The sequence below is a fragment of the Nostoc favosum CHAB5714 genome, from assembly GCF_020829495.1.
In the GTDB taxonomy this organism is placed as follows: Bacteria; Cyanobacteriota; Cyanobacteriia; order Cyanobacteriales; family Nostocaceae; genus Nostoc; species Nostoc favosum.
Map to the genome: position 1 here is coordinate 29,032 of NZ_JAIVFQ010000044.1, position 16,215 is coordinate 45,246.

Annotated in this window: 11 protein-coding genes; 7 read left to right on the forward strand and 4 right to left on the reverse strand. The window is 39.7% G+C overall.

All coding sequences use genetic code 11. The features are described 5' to 3' along the window. Nucleotides 1-33: 33 nt before the first annotated feature. The 4 genes from LC586_RS23655 to LC586_RS23670 all read right to left on the reverse strand — a co-directional run bounded on the left by LC586_RS23655 (nucleotide 34) and on the right by LC586_RS23670 (nucleotide 1,661). Complete coding sequence (locus tag LC586_RS23655; RefSeq protein ID WP_229487101.1) at nucleotides 34-210, reverse strand: hypothetical protein; 177 nt, start codon at nucleotides 208-210, stop codon at nucleotides 34-36. Nucleotides 211-299: 89 nt separating this feature from the next. After that, on the reverse strand, nucleotides 300-476 hold the full coding sequence (locus LC586_RS23660) for a hypothetical protein (protein ID WP_229487101.1): 177 nt from the start codon (nucleotides 474-476) through the stop codon (nucleotides 300-302). 89 nt (nucleotides 477-565) lie between these two features. Then, entirely contained in the window at nucleotides 566-742 is a 177-nt protein-coding gene (locus tag LC586_RS23665) for a hypothetical protein (protein ID WP_229487102.1), read from the reverse strand. 73 nt (nucleotides 743-815) lie between these two features. Continuing rightward, a complete protein-coding gene (locus LC586_RS23670; protein WP_229487103.1) occupies nucleotides 816-1,661 on the reverse strand; it encodes a hypothetical protein in 846 nt (281 codons plus the stop codon). A gap of 1,064 nt (nucleotides 1,662-2,725) precedes the next feature. On the opposite strand from LC586_RS23670, the gene LC586_RS23675 reads away from it, so the two are divergent. The 7 genes from LC586_RS23675 (at nucleotide 2,726) to LC586_RS23705 (ending at nucleotide 15,978) form a co-directional block, all read left to right on the forward strand. Beyond that, entirely contained in the window at nucleotides 2,726-3,478 is a 753-nt protein-coding gene (locus tag LC586_RS23675) for a hypothetical protein (protein WP_229487104.1), read from the forward strand. 5 nt (nucleotides 3,479-3,483) lie between these two features. Next, complete coding sequence (locus LC586_RS23680; protein ID WP_229487105.1) at nucleotides 3,484-4,443, forward strand: DUF1822 family protein; 960 nt, start codon at nucleotides 3,484-3,486, stop codon at nucleotides 4,441-4,443. Between the two features lie 20 nt (nucleotides 4,444-4,463). Then, complete coding sequence (locus tag LC586_RS23685; RefSeq protein WP_229487106.1) at nucleotides 4,464-6,833, forward strand: CHASE2 domain-containing protein; 2,370 nt, start codon at nucleotides 4,464-4,466, stop codon at nucleotides 6,831-6,833. Next, nucleotides 6,826-7,635, forward strand: a complete 810-nt coding sequence (locus tag LC586_RS23690) for a DUF928 domain-containing protein (protein WP_229487107.1) — start codon at nucleotides 6,826-6,828, stop codon at nucleotides 7,633-7,635. Before LC586_RS23685 ends, LC586_RS23690 begins: the two co-directional genes overlap by 8 nt. A 30-nt stretch (nucleotides 7,636-7,665) precedes the next feature. Next, a complete protein-coding gene (locus LC586_RS23695; RefSeq protein ID WP_229487108.1) occupies nucleotides 7,666-11,115 on the forward strand; it encodes a two-partner secretion domain-containing protein in 3,450 nt (1,149 codons plus the stop codon). A 141-nt stretch (nucleotides 11,116-11,256) separates the two neighbouring features. Beyond that, nucleotides 11,257-13,092, forward strand: a complete 1,836-nt coding sequence (locus tag LC586_RS23700) for a ShlB/FhaC/HecB family hemolysin secretion/activation protein (protein ID WP_229487109.1) — start codon at nucleotides 11,257-11,259, stop codon at nucleotides 13,090-13,092. 168 nt (nucleotides 13,093-13,260) lie between these two features. Beyond that, nucleotides 13,261-15,978, forward strand: coding sequence for a CHAT domain-containing protein (locus tag LC586_RS23705; RefSeq protein ID WP_229487110.1), 2,718 nt, complete (start codon nucleotides 13,261-13,263; stop codon nucleotides 15,976-15,978). Nucleotides 15,979-16,215: the final 237 nt, after the last annotated feature.

Sequence of the window (16,215 nt, forward strand, 5' to 3'; positions counted from 1 at the left end):
CCTCAACTATCGTTAAGGCACAAGTATTAAAATTTAATAAGCATTGAATTCCATGTCACTGGGTAAACCGTGAATGAATTCAGTGCTTAAAAGGCTTTCCAATTCATCAATTTTGTTGCCATCTAATGTGTTCTGACTAATTTCCAACAGGTGATTTTTGAAATCCTCAGTGGAAGATTGCTGTTTGGGAGAGATGTTTACTGTAATCATGGCTTTGTTTTCCTTAAAGTTATACAATGAGTAGTCAGCAATACTGGCTGTTGGCAATCTAGGTTAGTTTACAGAAAGACAAGCTAAGTCTAATAAGCATTGAATTCCATGTCGCTGGGTAAACCGTGAATGAATTCAGTGCTTAAAAGGCTTTCCAATTCATCAATTTTGTTGCCATCTAATGTGTTCTGACTAATTTCCAACAGGTGATTTTTGAAATCCTCAGTGGAAGATTGCTGTTTGGGAGAGATGTTTACTGTAATCATGGCTTTGTTTTCCTTAAAGTTATACAATGAGTAGTCAGCAATACTGGCTGTTGGCAATCTAGGTTAGTTTACAGAAAGACAAGCTAAGTCTAATAAGCATTGAATTCCATGTCGCTGGGTAATCCTTGGGTGAATTCAGTGCTTAAAAGGCTTTCCAACTCATCAATTTTGTTGCCATCTAATGTGTTTTGACTAATTTCCAACAGGTGATTTTTGAAATCCTCAGTGGAAGATTGCTGTTTGGGAGAGATGTTTACTGTAATCATGGCTTTGTTTTCCTTGAATTTGTTTTGAAAATTACAACACTTAAACATTATCTAAACTGTCTAAAGCTTTTGATTATGCCGTTAGTGACTTGCAATTGAATTTTGCTTGCATATGTGCTGGTAACTCTAACGGTTTCAATATGTGCTGAAGTTCTTCATTTGAGATGTAACCATCTTTAGGTGGGGTAAAGCGTAACAATGCAGTTTTATAACAAGCTTCCGCTATATGATTGCGCTCGCGCTCACTAAGCTGTGCAACAACTTCAATTATCTCTTCTACATGCTTAATTTCAGCACCAACAGCGGTGTGTACGCGCAGCCAACGTGTAGCACAAATATTTGGTGGTAGTAAAGCTTCTACACTCTGGATATACTTTTCTCCTTGAAATGTCCCAAGACGTTCACTTGCATAAGCATGACCAACACAATCAATTGGATTTGAAGCTTGTACACTTCGGGTTAAAGAATCTACTAAGGATGTGGCAGCAGATGGAACTAATGCTTGCACAACCGCAATAGGATCGTATCCCATTGATTGAATATCAAGCAGAGCAAGACGGTCATGACCTGCTTCTTCTTTGGCTTTCTGTGCCGCCCATTGTGCTAAATTCTGACGACCAGATGCAGCAAAGCGTTGGGCTGCTTCTTCCATTAATCTCGAAGTATAACGGCTTGAGTGGTAGGCACCTGCTAGACGCCATACCCAACGTGTACGAGTTAAAGCAGGCGGCTTGCATTTGAACTGCACTGTGTGCCAAGCATACACTATTGAACTATCCAAAAGCTTTCGTGTTTTAACTATATCTGTGTCATTTGCAGAATTAGGTTGATGAACCCAAGCATGAGTGTCAATGTTCGGTGTTACACCGTTAGGCATAGTAGATGTTGAACTAACATCTACTAACAAGGAATTATGCATAGTCAGTCTCCTAATCTAAATTAGGTGGATTACAAAAAATGGCAGGTAAACTTTTCATACTTCTATAATTTCGCTATCTGCTCGTAGAGCTTACTTGACTGATACGAGGGCGAATTGTCGAAAAATGAAAAATGTTTCATAAGTAGGTCGGCTTGGCTTTCAAAGCTGACTTTTTATTACACAATTTAGCTGGTTTTACACCTACTTATGAAACCGGATTTTACAACAGTTCTTTTTTCATCAAAAAATGTAATTTAGAGAGCTAATTTTGATGAATATTTACTGGGTTGTGAGAAATCCTGGCTAAACCCAAATAATTACTTTTGCAAAAATTGTTCCAATTGATAACATGGTATTTAACAAGCGCAGATTAACTTAATTCTAACTACTCTTTTAAGCAACCTCTTACTTCTAAATCAGACTAACAATGAAAAATTATGAAAACTATTTGGAAGATAAATTGGTAAAATTTTTTTGAAATGTTTTTCCAAATCAAGCCTCTAATCCTATATCAGTGAAAATTTGGATAACTATGAAAAATACAACACCCCGACCCAATACTTTTCGGTTAAAGGGTAAAGGGGAAGGGGGAAAGGGAAAGAAAAAACCTTTCCCCCTTCCCCTTTAACCTTTTCCCAGACCCGATTCCGAATTAAAAATGCAAAACCCGAGAAGTATTGCACCCCGACCAACTTGCTTTAAATAATTTCTCTTATCTGCTCCTGGACTGCATCTCAAGGATTAGCAAGCAAAATTCTAAAGTTTTCATATTTTTTTGATTCTTGCCTGATATAAGAGTAAGGTCAATTGAAGAAGGCAGAGGCCAGAAGGAACAAGACACTTATAGGATTCAGACCCCTCCTGTCTTGGAGCCACTAAACTCTTGTTTAGTGGGGGTCTTAAACCCAAGTTCACTTTGGTCACGGGCTTCAGTGCAGGAGTCAGAATTCCATAAAAGCCTTCTGCCTTCAGCAAGACCTGCCCTCTGCCTTTCCTGATAAAGCAGTGCTTATAACTGTGCTGCTGTGTTGTGTCTACTGTATTATTCTTTGGTAAAAGCTTTTATGGATGATCAGGATGAGCGCCTACGCCAATTGATAGCAGCAGTTTGTCAACACCCAGACGGCAGCCGGGAATGGCGAAAATCTATGAGTCGGCTTCTAATTTTAATTCAAGGACTACCGGAATTTAGAAAATACTCAAGCATGGACTGCCCCAATCACTTTTTAGATGCCTTAAACCAAAGTTTGGAGTGGTTGAGCTACAATATCAAAAATTTTCAGCCACGTACATCTTCAGTGCGATCTGATTTAGTAAAATGGCTTAAAACCTACCTTTACTGGCGCATCAAAGATTTAAATTTACCATCTTCCTCCCGAGGAAAAAGATTTCATCTTTCCTTGGATGAAAGCATTTTGGATGCTGACACAGAGATAACAACTTGGTTAGAACGAGTGTCAGAACAAGGACAACTATTAGGAACACCATCTAACCCGTATGTTCTAAGCGGACTAGAAATTTATCTTGAACAATTACAACAGGAGTCACAACAATGCTTAGTAGCCAATTTAGCAATTTACATTGAACAAGATCCAGACAAGCAACTACGAAACTGTTATCCTCGAAAACATCCCGAATGCAATTGTCAAGTACTCAGTCAAAGGTTGCTGTTCATATTTAAGAATCCACCAGATAAGCTTACTGATATTGCTCGTGAGTATCAAATCAATTACCAAACTTTAGTATCCTACTGGAAATTAAAAGCAATACCGCTCCTGCAAGAAGTTGCCATTCAACTCGGATATCAATCTAATTAACAGCCATGAGTAGCACAGAAACACCTTGCTTAAAAATTACACTTGGACAAGAAGCTCATGCCATTGCCCGCCAGTTTGCTGTTGAACAAACCACGCCTCAAAAAGGGAAACAAATATATTTGAATACACTAGCAGTTTATGCTGTTTACAGTTACCTGAAATGGCTGTGGATTGATACTGCTCTAGAAGAAGGTGATAGTTGGCATCCTCTTAAACGAGCTTTATTTGATGTTGCCGATCTAGTTCTTCCCAACATTGGTAAGTTAGAGTGTCGTCCAGTTCAACCTGGTGAAACAGTAATTTTCCTACCACCTGAAGTGATGGAAAATAGAATTGGTTATGTGGCTGTCCAGTTTAGCGAGCAGTTAAATGAAGTGCAGTTGTTGGGATTTGTTAAAAGAGTTAATATTCCTTCTGATTGGCAGCAAATACCACTAGCAAGCCTCAAACCCCTTAATTTCCTCTTCGACTGTATTCCTGACGCTGTTGCTCACCCTGCACTCAGTGCTAGCCAAATACGGGTAAATTTAAACCAATGGTTCGAGAATTTGTTTGAAAATAGTTGGATGGCTCTAGAAGAAGTTTTCAGCAGTATAAATGATAAAAAGTTTGCCTTAAGAACTATTTCATCAAAGCGTGAAGGCAATGTAGCACGAGCAAAAATAATAGATTTGGGATTACAAGTTGGAAATCAATCTGTAGTGCTGCTAATAGCGATCGCACCTTATTCTGAAGATAAAGTAGAAATACTAGTACAATTACATCCATTAAACGGAAAAACTTATTTGCCATCTAACCTGAGGCTGAATTTACTATCAGAATCAGAAGAAAATATCCAAGAAGTTGTATCACGAAGTAATGATAATTTTATTCAATTAAAGCGATTTAGAGGGTATTCTGGAGAAGGCTTTAATATACAAGTGTCTAATGGTGATTTCACAATTAAAGAGGCTTTTGTCATCTGACATTTTTTTGTCGGAGTGTAATGAGTAAGTTAGTTGTTTTAAATTTGGGTAAGGGAGACCTCTACAAAGGCTTCCCCGATGTCACAGTTCAACTTGGGTTGACAAATGATCATCGGGCGATGGAATTTCGTGGTAGTTTACCAGCAGCACCAGAAATTCCCCAACTTTATCGAAATTGGCAAATACTATACTCGGCTCTCTACCGCTATCATGGTTGGTCTGTACGCCTGGAAATCGAAGAGACTGATGTTACAAATTTTTCGGAAGTTGAATTTAACGATTTATGTGAGGAATTATCATTTAGAATCAATATCTGGCTCAACTCGGAGCAGTTTCGCAAAATAGAGCAAAAGTTACGCACGCAATTAAATCCAAATGAAGAAATTTGCTTTATGATTGCAAGTGGCGATTATTTATTGCGACGTATACCTTGGCATTTATGGAACTTTTTTGAAGACTATCCCAATGCAGAAGTAGCACTTAGCCCTATAGAGCTACAACGACCAAATAAAATATATAATAAAGAAAATAAAGTTAGAATATTAGCTATTTTGGGTAATAGCCAAGGAATTGATATTAGTAAAGATCGGCAATTTTTAGAGAAATTATCAACTCAAGCTCAAATAAAATTTTTAGTAGAACCACAACGAAAAGAATTAAGTAACGAACTTTGGAATAAAGCTTGGAATATTTTATTTTTTGCGGGACATAGTTATAGTAAAGAAAGAGGATCTTTGCAAATCAATCAAACCACGACAATTAGTCTAGATAAATTAAAGCATGGACTCAAAAAAGCAATTGAAAGCGGATTACATTTAGCAATTTTCAATTCTTGCGATGGTCTAGGTTTAGCAGAAGCATTAGAGGATTTACACATTCCTCAAGTTATTGTCATGCGCGAACCAGTTCCTGACTTAGTAGCACAGGAATTTTTAAAACATTTTTTAACAGAATTTTCCAATGGTCAATCTTTATACTTTGCACTACGGGAGGCGCGAAAAAGGCTTGAAGGAATAGAAGATGAATATCCTTGTGCAACTTGGTTGCCGGTAATTTGCCAAAATCCTTTGTCAGCAACAATGACTTGGCAGATGCAGCGAAAGATTTTCACTGCTAAGAGCCTTTTTAAAATATTGGTTACAAGCTTTTTGGTAACAAGTTTGGTTATGGGGGTGCGGTATTGGGGTTATCTGCAAACCTCGGAGTTACAGGCTTTTGACCATTTTATGCAATTGCGATCGCAGCTTGTGACTGAAAAACCTGATGAACGGATTTTGATTATTACTATTGATGAAGCAGATATTCAGTACCAAATTAATAAAGGGATGCAAATGCGATGGTCGTTATCTGACCAAGCCCTTGCTCAATTATTAGATAAATTAAATAAGTACCAACCGCGAACTATCGGTTTAGATATTTACCGTGATGGGACTGTAGATCCCAAATATCCAAATTTAGCCACTCGTTTTAACCAGGATAATCGTCTATTTTTTGTGTGCAAAGTTGCTACAACTGATGATGATGGTGATAGTGATGGTATTCCGTCACCTGATGGAGTTCCAAAGGAACGGTTAAGTTTTAGTGATTTTGTTGCAGATGATGAAGTTATTGCTCGTCGCCAGCTTTTATATTTGACTCCTCCTCCAACATCTTTATGTACCACAGAATATGCTTTTAATCTCCAACTAGCACTTCATTATTTAGATAAAGAAGGGAAAAGATCAAGTGTTACGAAAGAAGGTTATTTACAGATTGATGATGTTGTATTTAAACAATTAAACGAACACACTAGCGGTTATCAAAAAGTTGATGCATCTGGTTATCAAATATTGTTAAATTATAGTTCTCTCCCTTCTGTTGAAAAAATTGCCGAGCAAGTTAGTTTGAGAGATGTGTTAGATGAAAAGATACCCCTAGAATCAATTCAATCACTTAGAGACCGTGTTATTCTTATTGGTCTTTCTGCCCCTACCAACACGAACGATTATTGGAAGACACCATTCAGTTCTAGCGCAAAGCAGAAACAAAAGCAAATACCGGGGGTGTTCGTACAAGCACAGATGCTAAGTCAAATCCTCAGTGCAGTTTTAGACCGCAGACCCTTGTTGTGGTGGTGGTCTGCATGGATAGAGACAGTTTGGATATGGGTATGGTCATTATTAGGAGGTATTATAGCGTGGTATTATTCCAAACCTCTGCACCTGGGACTAGCGGTGATAGCAATACTTTTAACGCTATTTGGCTTATGTTTTGGCATTTTTATACTGGCTGGATGGGTGCCACTTATCCCCCCAGTATTAGCAGTGTTAACTACCCAAGTAATTGTAATTTCATGGTTTAGACGTTCTCATCTTGATAAAAGAAGAAAATTAAATTTTAATCATGATTAGAAAAAAATTACTAATCCAAAGAATTCAAGAGACTTGCACAATTTCTTTGCTAATTATTAGTGCAACAAGTCATTTGCAATCAGTGCAGGCACAACTGACTAATTCGATTCAAAACCCTGTTAAAAATTCGCATTTCCAATCCTTCCAGCAACCGACATTGCCCAGAAACGGCGCACCTACAGGTCGGCGCAAAGCAGGGGCTGGGCGTAATCCTGAGTGTCCTAAGTCCCTGGCGAGTCTTACTGCTTTAGTACCTGGTGATGGAGGAAAATCAGTCTTGGCATCAACAGTTGCAGAAAATCCAACTTTTTGGTTTTATGTTCCTGAACTACCAGAGACTGCCCGTTCCGCAGAATTTGTGTTACAGATGCAGGATGGTCAAGATGTACAGAATGTTTATCGAACACCTCTTACTCTGTCTGGAAAACGTGGTATTATTAGCATTACTCCACCACAACCGCAATATTCCTTAAAAGCAAATAAAAAATATCATTGGTACTTTCATATTTATTGTGGTGATGTGGGACAAACATCTGACAATTTTTATGTAGATGGGTTTGTGCAAAGGCAGGTGCTGACTCAGGCTCTTGATAGTCAATTAAAGACAGCAAAGCCAAGGGAGTACATTGCTTATAGCGCTAATAATATTTGGTACGATGCCCTAACTAATTTAGGTCAACTGCGCCATGCAAATTCGCAGAATGCAACTCTTAATAAAGATTGGGTTGACTTATTAAGTGCAGTTGGCTTACAAGATATTGCTAAAGAGCCAATTGTACAGCATTACAACTTAGAAAACTGACAAAATCAGACAATTAATCGGGTGGGTACAATGTTAGGGATAACTCAAGATTGGCGATGTTGGTGTTGTAGTTTGGCGATGGGCAGCCAATTGATTGCTTCTTCGCAAGAGCATGTTTTCGCTGAAATTGCTCCAGATGGCACTTTGCCTAACAATTCCAGTATTACAAGGGATGGGAATACTTTTAATATTACTGGAGGAACGCAAGCAGGAAGTAATTTGTTTCACAGCTTTGGCGAATTTTCTGTGCCTATTGGTGGCACTGCTTCTTTTAATAATGCTCTTGATATTCAAAATATTATTAGTCGAGTAACGGGTGGATCTGTATCTAATATTAATGGGATAATCAGCACTAAGGGTACAGCTAACCTATTTTTGATAAATCCCAATGGTATTGTTTTTGGTCAGAATGCTCAGTTAAATGTTGGTGGTTCTTTTGTTGCGACTACAGCGTCGGCAATCGCTTTCGGCAATCAAGGTTTTTTTAGTGCCTCTAATCCAGAAAGTTCTTTATCTCTGCTAACAGTCAATCCTTCTGCCTTACTGTTTAATCAAATCAAAACCGCATCTATTCAAAATAACTCAATTGCTCCCTCCGGTTTAAATCCATCTTCTGAATTTATAGCAAGAGGTTTGCGCGTACCAGATGGCAAGAGTTTGCTATTGGTAGGCGGCGATATCAATATGGATGGTGGCAATTTGTATGCTTTTGGTGGACGAGTCGAGTTAGGTGGGTTAGCAGGTGCGGGAACGGTTGGGTTGAATGAGAATGGTAATAACCTGAGTTTGAGTTTTCCCGATAGTGTAGAAAAAAGTGATGTAACACTAAGCAATGGTGCAAGAATAAGAGTTAATGCTAGTAATGGTGGAAGTATCGCGGTTAATGCCCAGAATTTAAAGATGACAGGAAGGAGTTTCCTGTTTGCAGGAATAAATGGTGCGCTGGCTTCTGAGAATAGTAAGGCAGGAAATATTGAAGTTAATGCAACTGGAGTAATTAATCTTGACAATAATAGCTTCATTGCTAATCAGGTGCGACCAGAAGCAGCTGGACAGGGAGGCGATATCAATATCAGCACTAGAACCTTACGAATTGAGAGTGGAGCTTTTGTAACTACTAGTACATTTGGTGCAGGCAAGGGAGGAAATTTAAGTGTTGATACCCAAGATGTACAAATTATTGGCACACGTGCTGATGGTGGGTCTCCCAGTGGCTTGTCTGCTACCGCACAACCAAACTCAACGGGGGATGCAGGTGATTTGACTATTAAAACTCATACTCTGCTAATCAAAGATGGGGCGCAGGTAACTACTAGTACATTTGGTGCAGGCAAGGGAGGAAATTTAAGTGTTGATGCCCAAGATGTACAAATTATTGGCACACGTGCTAATGGTAGGTTTAGGAGTGGCTTGTTTGCTGACGCACAACCAGACTCAGCAGGGGATGCAGGTGATTTGACTATTAAAACTCATACTCTGCTAATCAAAGATGGGGCGCAGGTAACTACTAGTACATTTGGTGCAGGCAAGGGAGGAAATTTAAATGTTGATGCCCAAGATGTGCAAATTATTGGCACAAGTGCTGATGATGGGTTTGGCAGTAGCTTGTTTGCTGCCGCACAACCAAACTCAGCAGGGGATGCAGGTGATTTGACTATTAAAACTCATACTTTGCTAATCAAAGATGGGGCGCAGGTAGCTACTGGTACATTTAGTGGAGGCGAGGGAGGAAATTTAAGTGTTGATGCCCAAGATGTGCAAATTATTGGGAGAAGTGCTGATGGTAGGGATTTCAGTGGCTTGTTTGCTGACGCACAACCAAACTCAACAGGGAATGCGGGTGATTTGACTATTAAAACTAATACTTTGCTAATCAAAGATGGGGCGCAGGTAGGTGCTAGAACAAGGGGTGGAGGCAAGGGAGGAAATTTAAGTGTTGATGCCCAAGATGTGCAAATTATTGGGAGAAGTGCTGATGGTAGGTCTGCCAGTGGCTTGTCTGCTGCCGCACAACCAGACTCAACAGGGGATGCGGGTGATTTGACTATTAAAACTCATACTCTGCTACTCAAAGATGGGGCGCAGGTAAGTGCTAGTACAAGGGGTGGAGGCAAGGGAGGAAATTTAAGTGTTGATGCCCAAGATGTGCAAATTATTGGGACACGTGCTGATGGTATGTCTGTCAGTGGCTTGTTTGCTTCCGCACAACCAGACTCAACAGGGGATGCGGATGATTTGACTATTAAAACTCATACTCTGCTAATCAAAGATGGGGCGCAGGTAGCTACTGGTACATTTGGTACAGGCAAGGGAGGAAATTTAAGTGTTGATGCCCAAGATGTGCAAATTATTGGCACAAGTACTGATGGTAGGTCTGGCAGTGGCTTGTTTGCTTCCGCACAACCAGACTCAACAGGGGATGCGGGTGATTTGACTATTAAAACTCATACTCTGCTACTCAAAGATGGGGCGCAGGTATTTACCGGTACATCTGGTGCAGGCAAGGGAGGAAATTTAAGTGTTGATGCCCAAGATGTACAAATTATTAGCACAAGTGCTGATGGTAGGTTTGGCAGTGGCTTGCTTGCTTCCGCAGAAGCAGACTCAACAGGGGATGCAGGTGATTTAACTATTAAAACTCATACTTTATTAGTGCAAGATGGATCTGAAATAAACGTGCAGAGTTCGGGAATAGGAACCGCAGGTATCATGACATTAAATGCCCGCTCTATCCGTTTAAACAATAATGCCGTACTTAGTGGTAATACACAAAGTGCTAAAGTTGACCCAAGTAGGGAGCAAGCGACAATTAACATTAACTCAGAAAGTTTAATCATGAGTCGCAATAGCAACATCAGAACTAACGCCAGGGGCAAAGACGTTATTGGCGGCAACATCAACATTGACACCGATTTCCTTATTGCTTTCGGAAATAGCGACATCAGTGCCAATTCGGATAACTTTCGTGGTGGAAGAGTGCAAATCAATGCCTCTGCCATCTTTGGTACACAATTCCGAGATGTGGCATCTAATAGCACAAGTGATATTACCGCTACTGGAGCAAGTCCTCAGCTTAATGGCACTGTAGAACTTAATACACCTGGTATCGACCCCAACAGTGGCTTGGTTGAGTTGCCAATAGTACCAGTTGACACCCAACTAGCCCAAGGTTGTTACAGTCCAGGTTACGCTCAAAACCGATTTGTGATTACCGGACGTGGCGGTTTACCACCCAATCCCAAAGACATTCTCACTCCAGATGCAACCCAAATAGATTGGGTGCCTTTTAAACCCAACAATAACAACCGTTCCCTACCACCTGTTACTAATAAACCAACAACCCCCACTCCCAAACGCATTGTTGAAGCCACAGGTGCAGTGCTAAACGCCAAAGGACAAATAGTCCTCAGTGCTAATTCATCTAACGCTACTCCTCATACTTCCAGACAGAACCCAATTCAATGTCAACATAATTCGTAATTGATAATTCGTAATTCGTAGTTACAATTAGTGTCCGATTGAACTCACCACTCTCTTGTTGACCACCAAATCAAAGAATTGGTGGGGGTTGTACTCTCCTTAATTACGAATTACGAATTACGAATTAGTAATTATTTGGTCATGGTAGCTAAAATTACTCCAACTCTTGCAGCATCCTGCTTGCTTATATTACTCAGTAGCCTAGCAACTACACCCGGTAAGGCGCAGACAGTCGATCGCGTACAACTACTCCAAAACAATTTTCCCTCGCTCCCACAACTCCCACCACCGCAGGATGTCCAACCACTTTCGCCCAGAACACCAACAACACCCTCTCCACCACCGCAACTACCCCCGCCATCCGAACTATTCCAACCTGATCAACTAGTTCCCATACCAGATGAACCACTCCCTGAAACATCACAAATCTTTACTGTTAAACAATTTGAAGTTATTGGCAGTACAGTATTCAGCCAAGAAAAATTTAATCAAATACTAGAATGCAGTCAAAAAAACCTGACATACAGGTTGAGGCAGAAAACCGAGTGTTTTACAAATCGACCAATTACATTTACAGACTTATTAGAAATTCGTTCTAAAATTACTGAACTTTATATTCAAGAGGGGTACGTTACTTCTGGAGCTTATATTCCTGAACAAACTCTTACTGATGGCGTTGTTCAAATCCAAGTAATTGAAGGGAAATTAGAGGATATCCAGATAACTGGAACTAGACGACTCAACCCAAATTATATCCGTAGCCGTATAGCTTTAGAGGCATCCACTCCTTTAAATCAAAAACGCCTACTAGAGTCTCTGCAACTATTGCAACTCAATCCTTTAATTCAAAACTTGTCTGCTGAATTATCTGCTGGCTCACGTCCTGGCTCTAATTTGTTGGCTATCAAAGTAACAGAGGCAGATACATTTAATGTAGAAACAGTATTTGACAATGGCCGTTCCCCTAGTGTTGGTAGCTTCCGACGGCAACTGCAAGTTAACGAAGCCAACTTACTAGGATTTGGAGATAGTATCTCGTTAGCATACAGTAATACTGACGGTAGTAATACCATAGATGCCAGCTACAGCTTGCCTCTCAATCCCCGCAATGGCACTCTCACCTTCAGCTATGGCAATACATCAGCCGATATTATTGAACGTCCTTTTAATACACTAGAGATTGAATCAGCTTCCCAATATTACGAACTCACATTCCGCCAGCCGCTAGTGCAAACTCCCAATCAAGAATTCGCTCTAGGAGTCACGGCTTCTCGCAGAGAGACTGATATTTCCTCCTCTGTGTTTGAACAGGAGGATGCTCCCCTTTCTCTACTTTCGCCGGGGGCTGATGCAGAAGGAAACACGAGTGTTTCTGCGTTGCGATTTTTTCAAGAATGGACTCTTCGTAATAGCCAAGAAGTAATTGCGGCTCGTTCTCAATTTAGTCTGGGAACTGGTGCATTTAATGCCACAATCAACAATACCGAACCTGACAGCCGCTTTTTCGCTTGGCGAGGACAAGCACAATGGGTACGTCTGTTAGCTCCTGATACTTTGTTGTTAATTCGTGGCGATGTACAACTAGCTTCTACAACGCTTTTAGCTTCAGAACAATTTGGTCTAGGTGGTATAAGTAGTGTACGGGGCTATCGTCAAGATTTACTGTTAGCAGATAATGGCGCTCTTGCTTCTGTTGAGTTACGGCTACCAATTGTACGTGTACCACAATGGGATGGAGTTATGCAAGTTACCCCGTTTGTTGACGTTGGCACTGCTTGGAATAATTCGTCGAGTATAGATGAAAATAATACTAACACTAACACTCTAGCTTCTATTGGTTTGGGTTTGCGTTGGTTACAGGGCAATAACTTTAATGCTGGTGTTGAGTGGGGTATTCCTTTAGTTTCTGTTGATACTCAAGGTAATACATTGCAAGAGAATGGGCTGTATTTTTTTGTACAATATAATCCGTTTTAACCTTACACAAAGGAGCTAATGCGTTGCGTGGAGAATATCCGATTTACAACAACTATTGCCATGTTGTAGCTACAACTTCATCCAAAGCCACACAGAGTACCACATGGTTTTTATAATTAATTCATTATCAGGAACAAATACAAAATAAATTTTGTAATTTATATATATATGAAGTCTTTTAAATACTTGTTATTATCATTGTTGACTGTATTTTTTTGTGTATTTTCATCTGTTATTTTCGATTATTCTATTTTTTTAACAGCAGCCTTTGCCAAATCTAAAGTTTTATATTTTCCTGTTGTAGCAACAAAACCTGCTGTTAACCAAACCCAAATTTTTAGTTTAGTGCAGCAAAGCCAAGCACTTTATGAAGGGGGAGAGTTTGCAGAAGCAGTACAACTTCTAAAAAAAGCAGCAGACGAATTTAAAGCTACTAATAATGTATTGAATGAAGCTATAGCTTTGACTAACCTTTCCTTAGTGTATCAGCAGTTAGGACAATGGCAGCAAGCGAATGAAGTCATCTCACAAACTATTAAATTATTACAAAGTCTAGAAGATTCAGATTCTTCACAAGAGCGAGCCTCCGCAGGAGGAGCTGCGCTAACGCAAATTTTTGCTCAAGCTTTAGATGTTCGAGGTGGGCTGGAGTTAGCACAAGGACAAACTGAAGTAGCCCTAAGTACTTGGCAATCAGCAGCTAAAATTTATCAGCATTTAGATGATATATCAGCGCTAACTCGCAATCACATTAATCAAGCCCAAGCAATGCAAGCTTTGGGGAATTATCTCCAAGCAGATCACACTTTAACCTCACTACGAGAAAATCTCCAAAAACAACCAGATTCTCCTGTTAAAGCTAAAGGATTGTATAGTTTAGGGAATGTATTGCGAAGTTTGGGCTATTTAAACGATTCGCACAAAATTCTAGAAGAAAGTTATTCTGTGGCTAAACGGGCAGGAGGTGCGATGCCTACGGCGGGCGAGTACGCTATCGCTCAAAGTAATGCTTTACTTAGTTTAGGTAATACAGCCCGCGCTCAAATTTACGCTCAACTGAGTTTGGGTAACTCAATCAGCGCCAAGGATTACGCTAAAACAGCAATTCAATATTATCAACAAGCGGTAGATATTGCATCTGCTACACCCACTATGCGCCTCCAGGCTCAACTGAATTTATTAAGATTATTGATAGAGCAAGAGGAAGTTAGTACAGCAAAAGCTTTATTGCCGCAAATTCAGTCTCAGATAGACAATTTGCCTCCAAGCCGGACGGCTGTTAATTATCGAATTAACTTTGCCCAAAGTTTGAGCAAAATGATACAAAACTCAGTTGAACTAAAAGATGTTGCTAAAATGCTAGCGCAAGCTGTGCAGGTGGCTAAAACTTTAAAAGACGAACGAACTGAATCTTATGCCCTTGGTACTCTTGGCGAACTGTACGAACAAACCGGACAGTTATCTGATGCCAAAGGTCTTACACAACAAGCCTTGGAAAAAGCTGAGTCCATTGATGCCCAAGACATTGCTTATCAATGGCATTGGCAGATGGGACGGATACTGCAAAAGCAATCTAATATCCCAGCCGCAACAGATGCTTATAGTCGAGCTTATAATGCCCTCAAATCCCTTCGTAACGATTTAGTTGTAATTAATCCTGACGTACAATTTTCTTTCCGTGAGAGCATAGAACCTGTATATCGACAGTATGTTGATTTACTATTGCAACTTCAAGAAAATACGATTCAAAAACCAGATAATCTCATTCAAGCTCGTCAGGTAATCGAATCTCTCCAGTTAGCGGAATTAGATAACTTCTTTCGTTCGCCCTGTTTGGTACCAAGAGTTGACCTTGATAAATTAGTTGAAAAGGAAATATCCACAGCTGTTATCTATCCAATCATTTTAGATAACCGACTAGAAATTATTACTCGTTTGCCAGGGCAAGATACAATCTACCGTAAAACAACTAAAGTCCCTAAAGATGTATTAGAAAAAGTTGTAGAACAACTACAGAAAGATTTACCCGTTGCTAGCCGAGAACCTGATGTTAAGCAGCTCTCACAACAGTTATATGACTGGTTAATTAAACCTATTGAATCAGATTTTGCAAATAAAGGTATAACTTCCCTAGTGTTTGTGCTAGATGGTTCTTTACGGAATATCCCAATAGGGATTCTATACGACAAACAACAGCAAAAATATTTGATAGAAAAGTATGCTATTTCTTTGATGCCTGGGCTACAACTCCTTGATCCTAAACCTTTACAAAATGTGCGGTTAAACGCTTTAATTGCTGGAGTTGAGCAAGAACGTTTGATTGAAGGTAAATCATTTCCAGAACTTGCAAATGTCACACAGGAATTAAAACAAGTTCAATCTTCAGTTCAATCAAGTAAAGAACTCTTAAATCAAGAGTTCACTAAAACTAATCTGCAAAACCAAATTCAATCTACTCCTTTTTCAGTAGTACACTTGGCTACTCATGGGCAATTTAGCTCAGATATTGAACAAACCTATATTCTTACCTGGGATAGCCTACTAAAAGTTAGGGAGTTAGATAGTTTACTTCGAGCCAGAGGTGAAAGCCGACCAGAAACAATTGAATTACTCGTTCTTAGTGCCTGTAAAACTGCCACAGGAGATAAACGAGCTGCTTTAGGATTAGCTGGAGTAGCGGTACGAGCAGGCGCACGTAGTACATTAGCTACTTTGTGGACAGTAGATGATGAGTCTACTAGCGACTTTATGGGTGAATTATATCGACAGTTGGATGCCGGGGTAACTAAGTCCCAAGCACTACAACGTGCCCAACTTGCGATTTTAGCTAAAGAAAATCGTCCATACTTTTGGGCACCTTATGTTCTTTTGGGCAATTGGTTGTAATTATTTAACAATAAAGTAAGAGTTAAAATTGGTGAATTTACCTTTTAGCGATTAGTGAGCTTAACTGTTTTATTATATGAATAAAAATGGTTGTATCTAAAGTTATTAAGCATTGGCGATCGCTCTTTTGGAAAAAACTTGGCGATTTACTAACATTACAAAAATCTACACCTCTATCTTAAAGAGCAAAAAATACACCTAACTTAGAAACTCTTGTAAGTAATTAGCAGGTTTTAC

Bases quoted from the DNA above. Each gene is read 5' to 3' on its own strand.
- LC586_RS23690 (WP_229487107.1), top strand. From the start codon at position 6,826: ATGATTAGAAAAAAATTACTAATCCAAAGAATTCAAGAGACTTGCACA.
- LC586_RS23680 (WP_229487105.1), top strand. From the start codon at position 3,484: ATGAGTAGCACAGAAACACCTTGCTTAAAAATTACACTTGGACAAGAA.
- LC586_RS23675 (WP_229487104.1), top strand. From the start codon at position 2,726: ATGGATGATCAGGATGAGCGCCTACGCCAATTGATAGCAGCAGTTTGT.
- LC586_RS23695 (WP_229487108.1), top strand. From the start codon at position 7,666: ATGTTAGGGATAACTCAAGATTGGCGATGTTGGTGTTGTAGTTTGGCG.
- LC586_RS23660 (WP_229487101.1), bottom strand. From the start codon at position 476: ATGATTACAGTAAACATCTCTCCCAAACAGCAATCTTCCACTGAGGAT.
- LC586_RS23665 (WP_229487102.1), bottom strand. From the start codon at position 742: ATGATTACAGTAAACATCTCTCCCAAACAGCAATCTTCCACTGAGGAT.
- LC586_RS23700 (WP_229487109.1), top strand. From the start codon at position 11,257: ATGGTAGCTAAAATTACTCCAACTCTTGCAGCATCCTGCTTGCTTATA.
- LC586_RS23705 (WP_229487110.1), top strand. From the start codon at position 13,261: ATGAAGTCTTTTAAATACTTGTTATTATCATTGTTGACTGTATTTTTT.
- LC586_RS23655 (WP_229487101.1), bottom strand. From the start codon at position 210: ATGATTACAGTAAACATCTCTCCCAAACAGCAATCTTCCACTGAGGAT.
- LC586_RS23670 (WP_229487103.1), bottom strand. From the start codon at position 1,661: ATGCATAATTCCTTGTTAGTAGATGTTAGTTCAACATCTACTATGCCT.
- LC586_RS23685 (WP_229487106.1), top strand. From the start codon at position 4,464: ATGAGTAAGTTAGTTGTTTTAAATTTGGGTAAGGGAGACCTCTACAAA.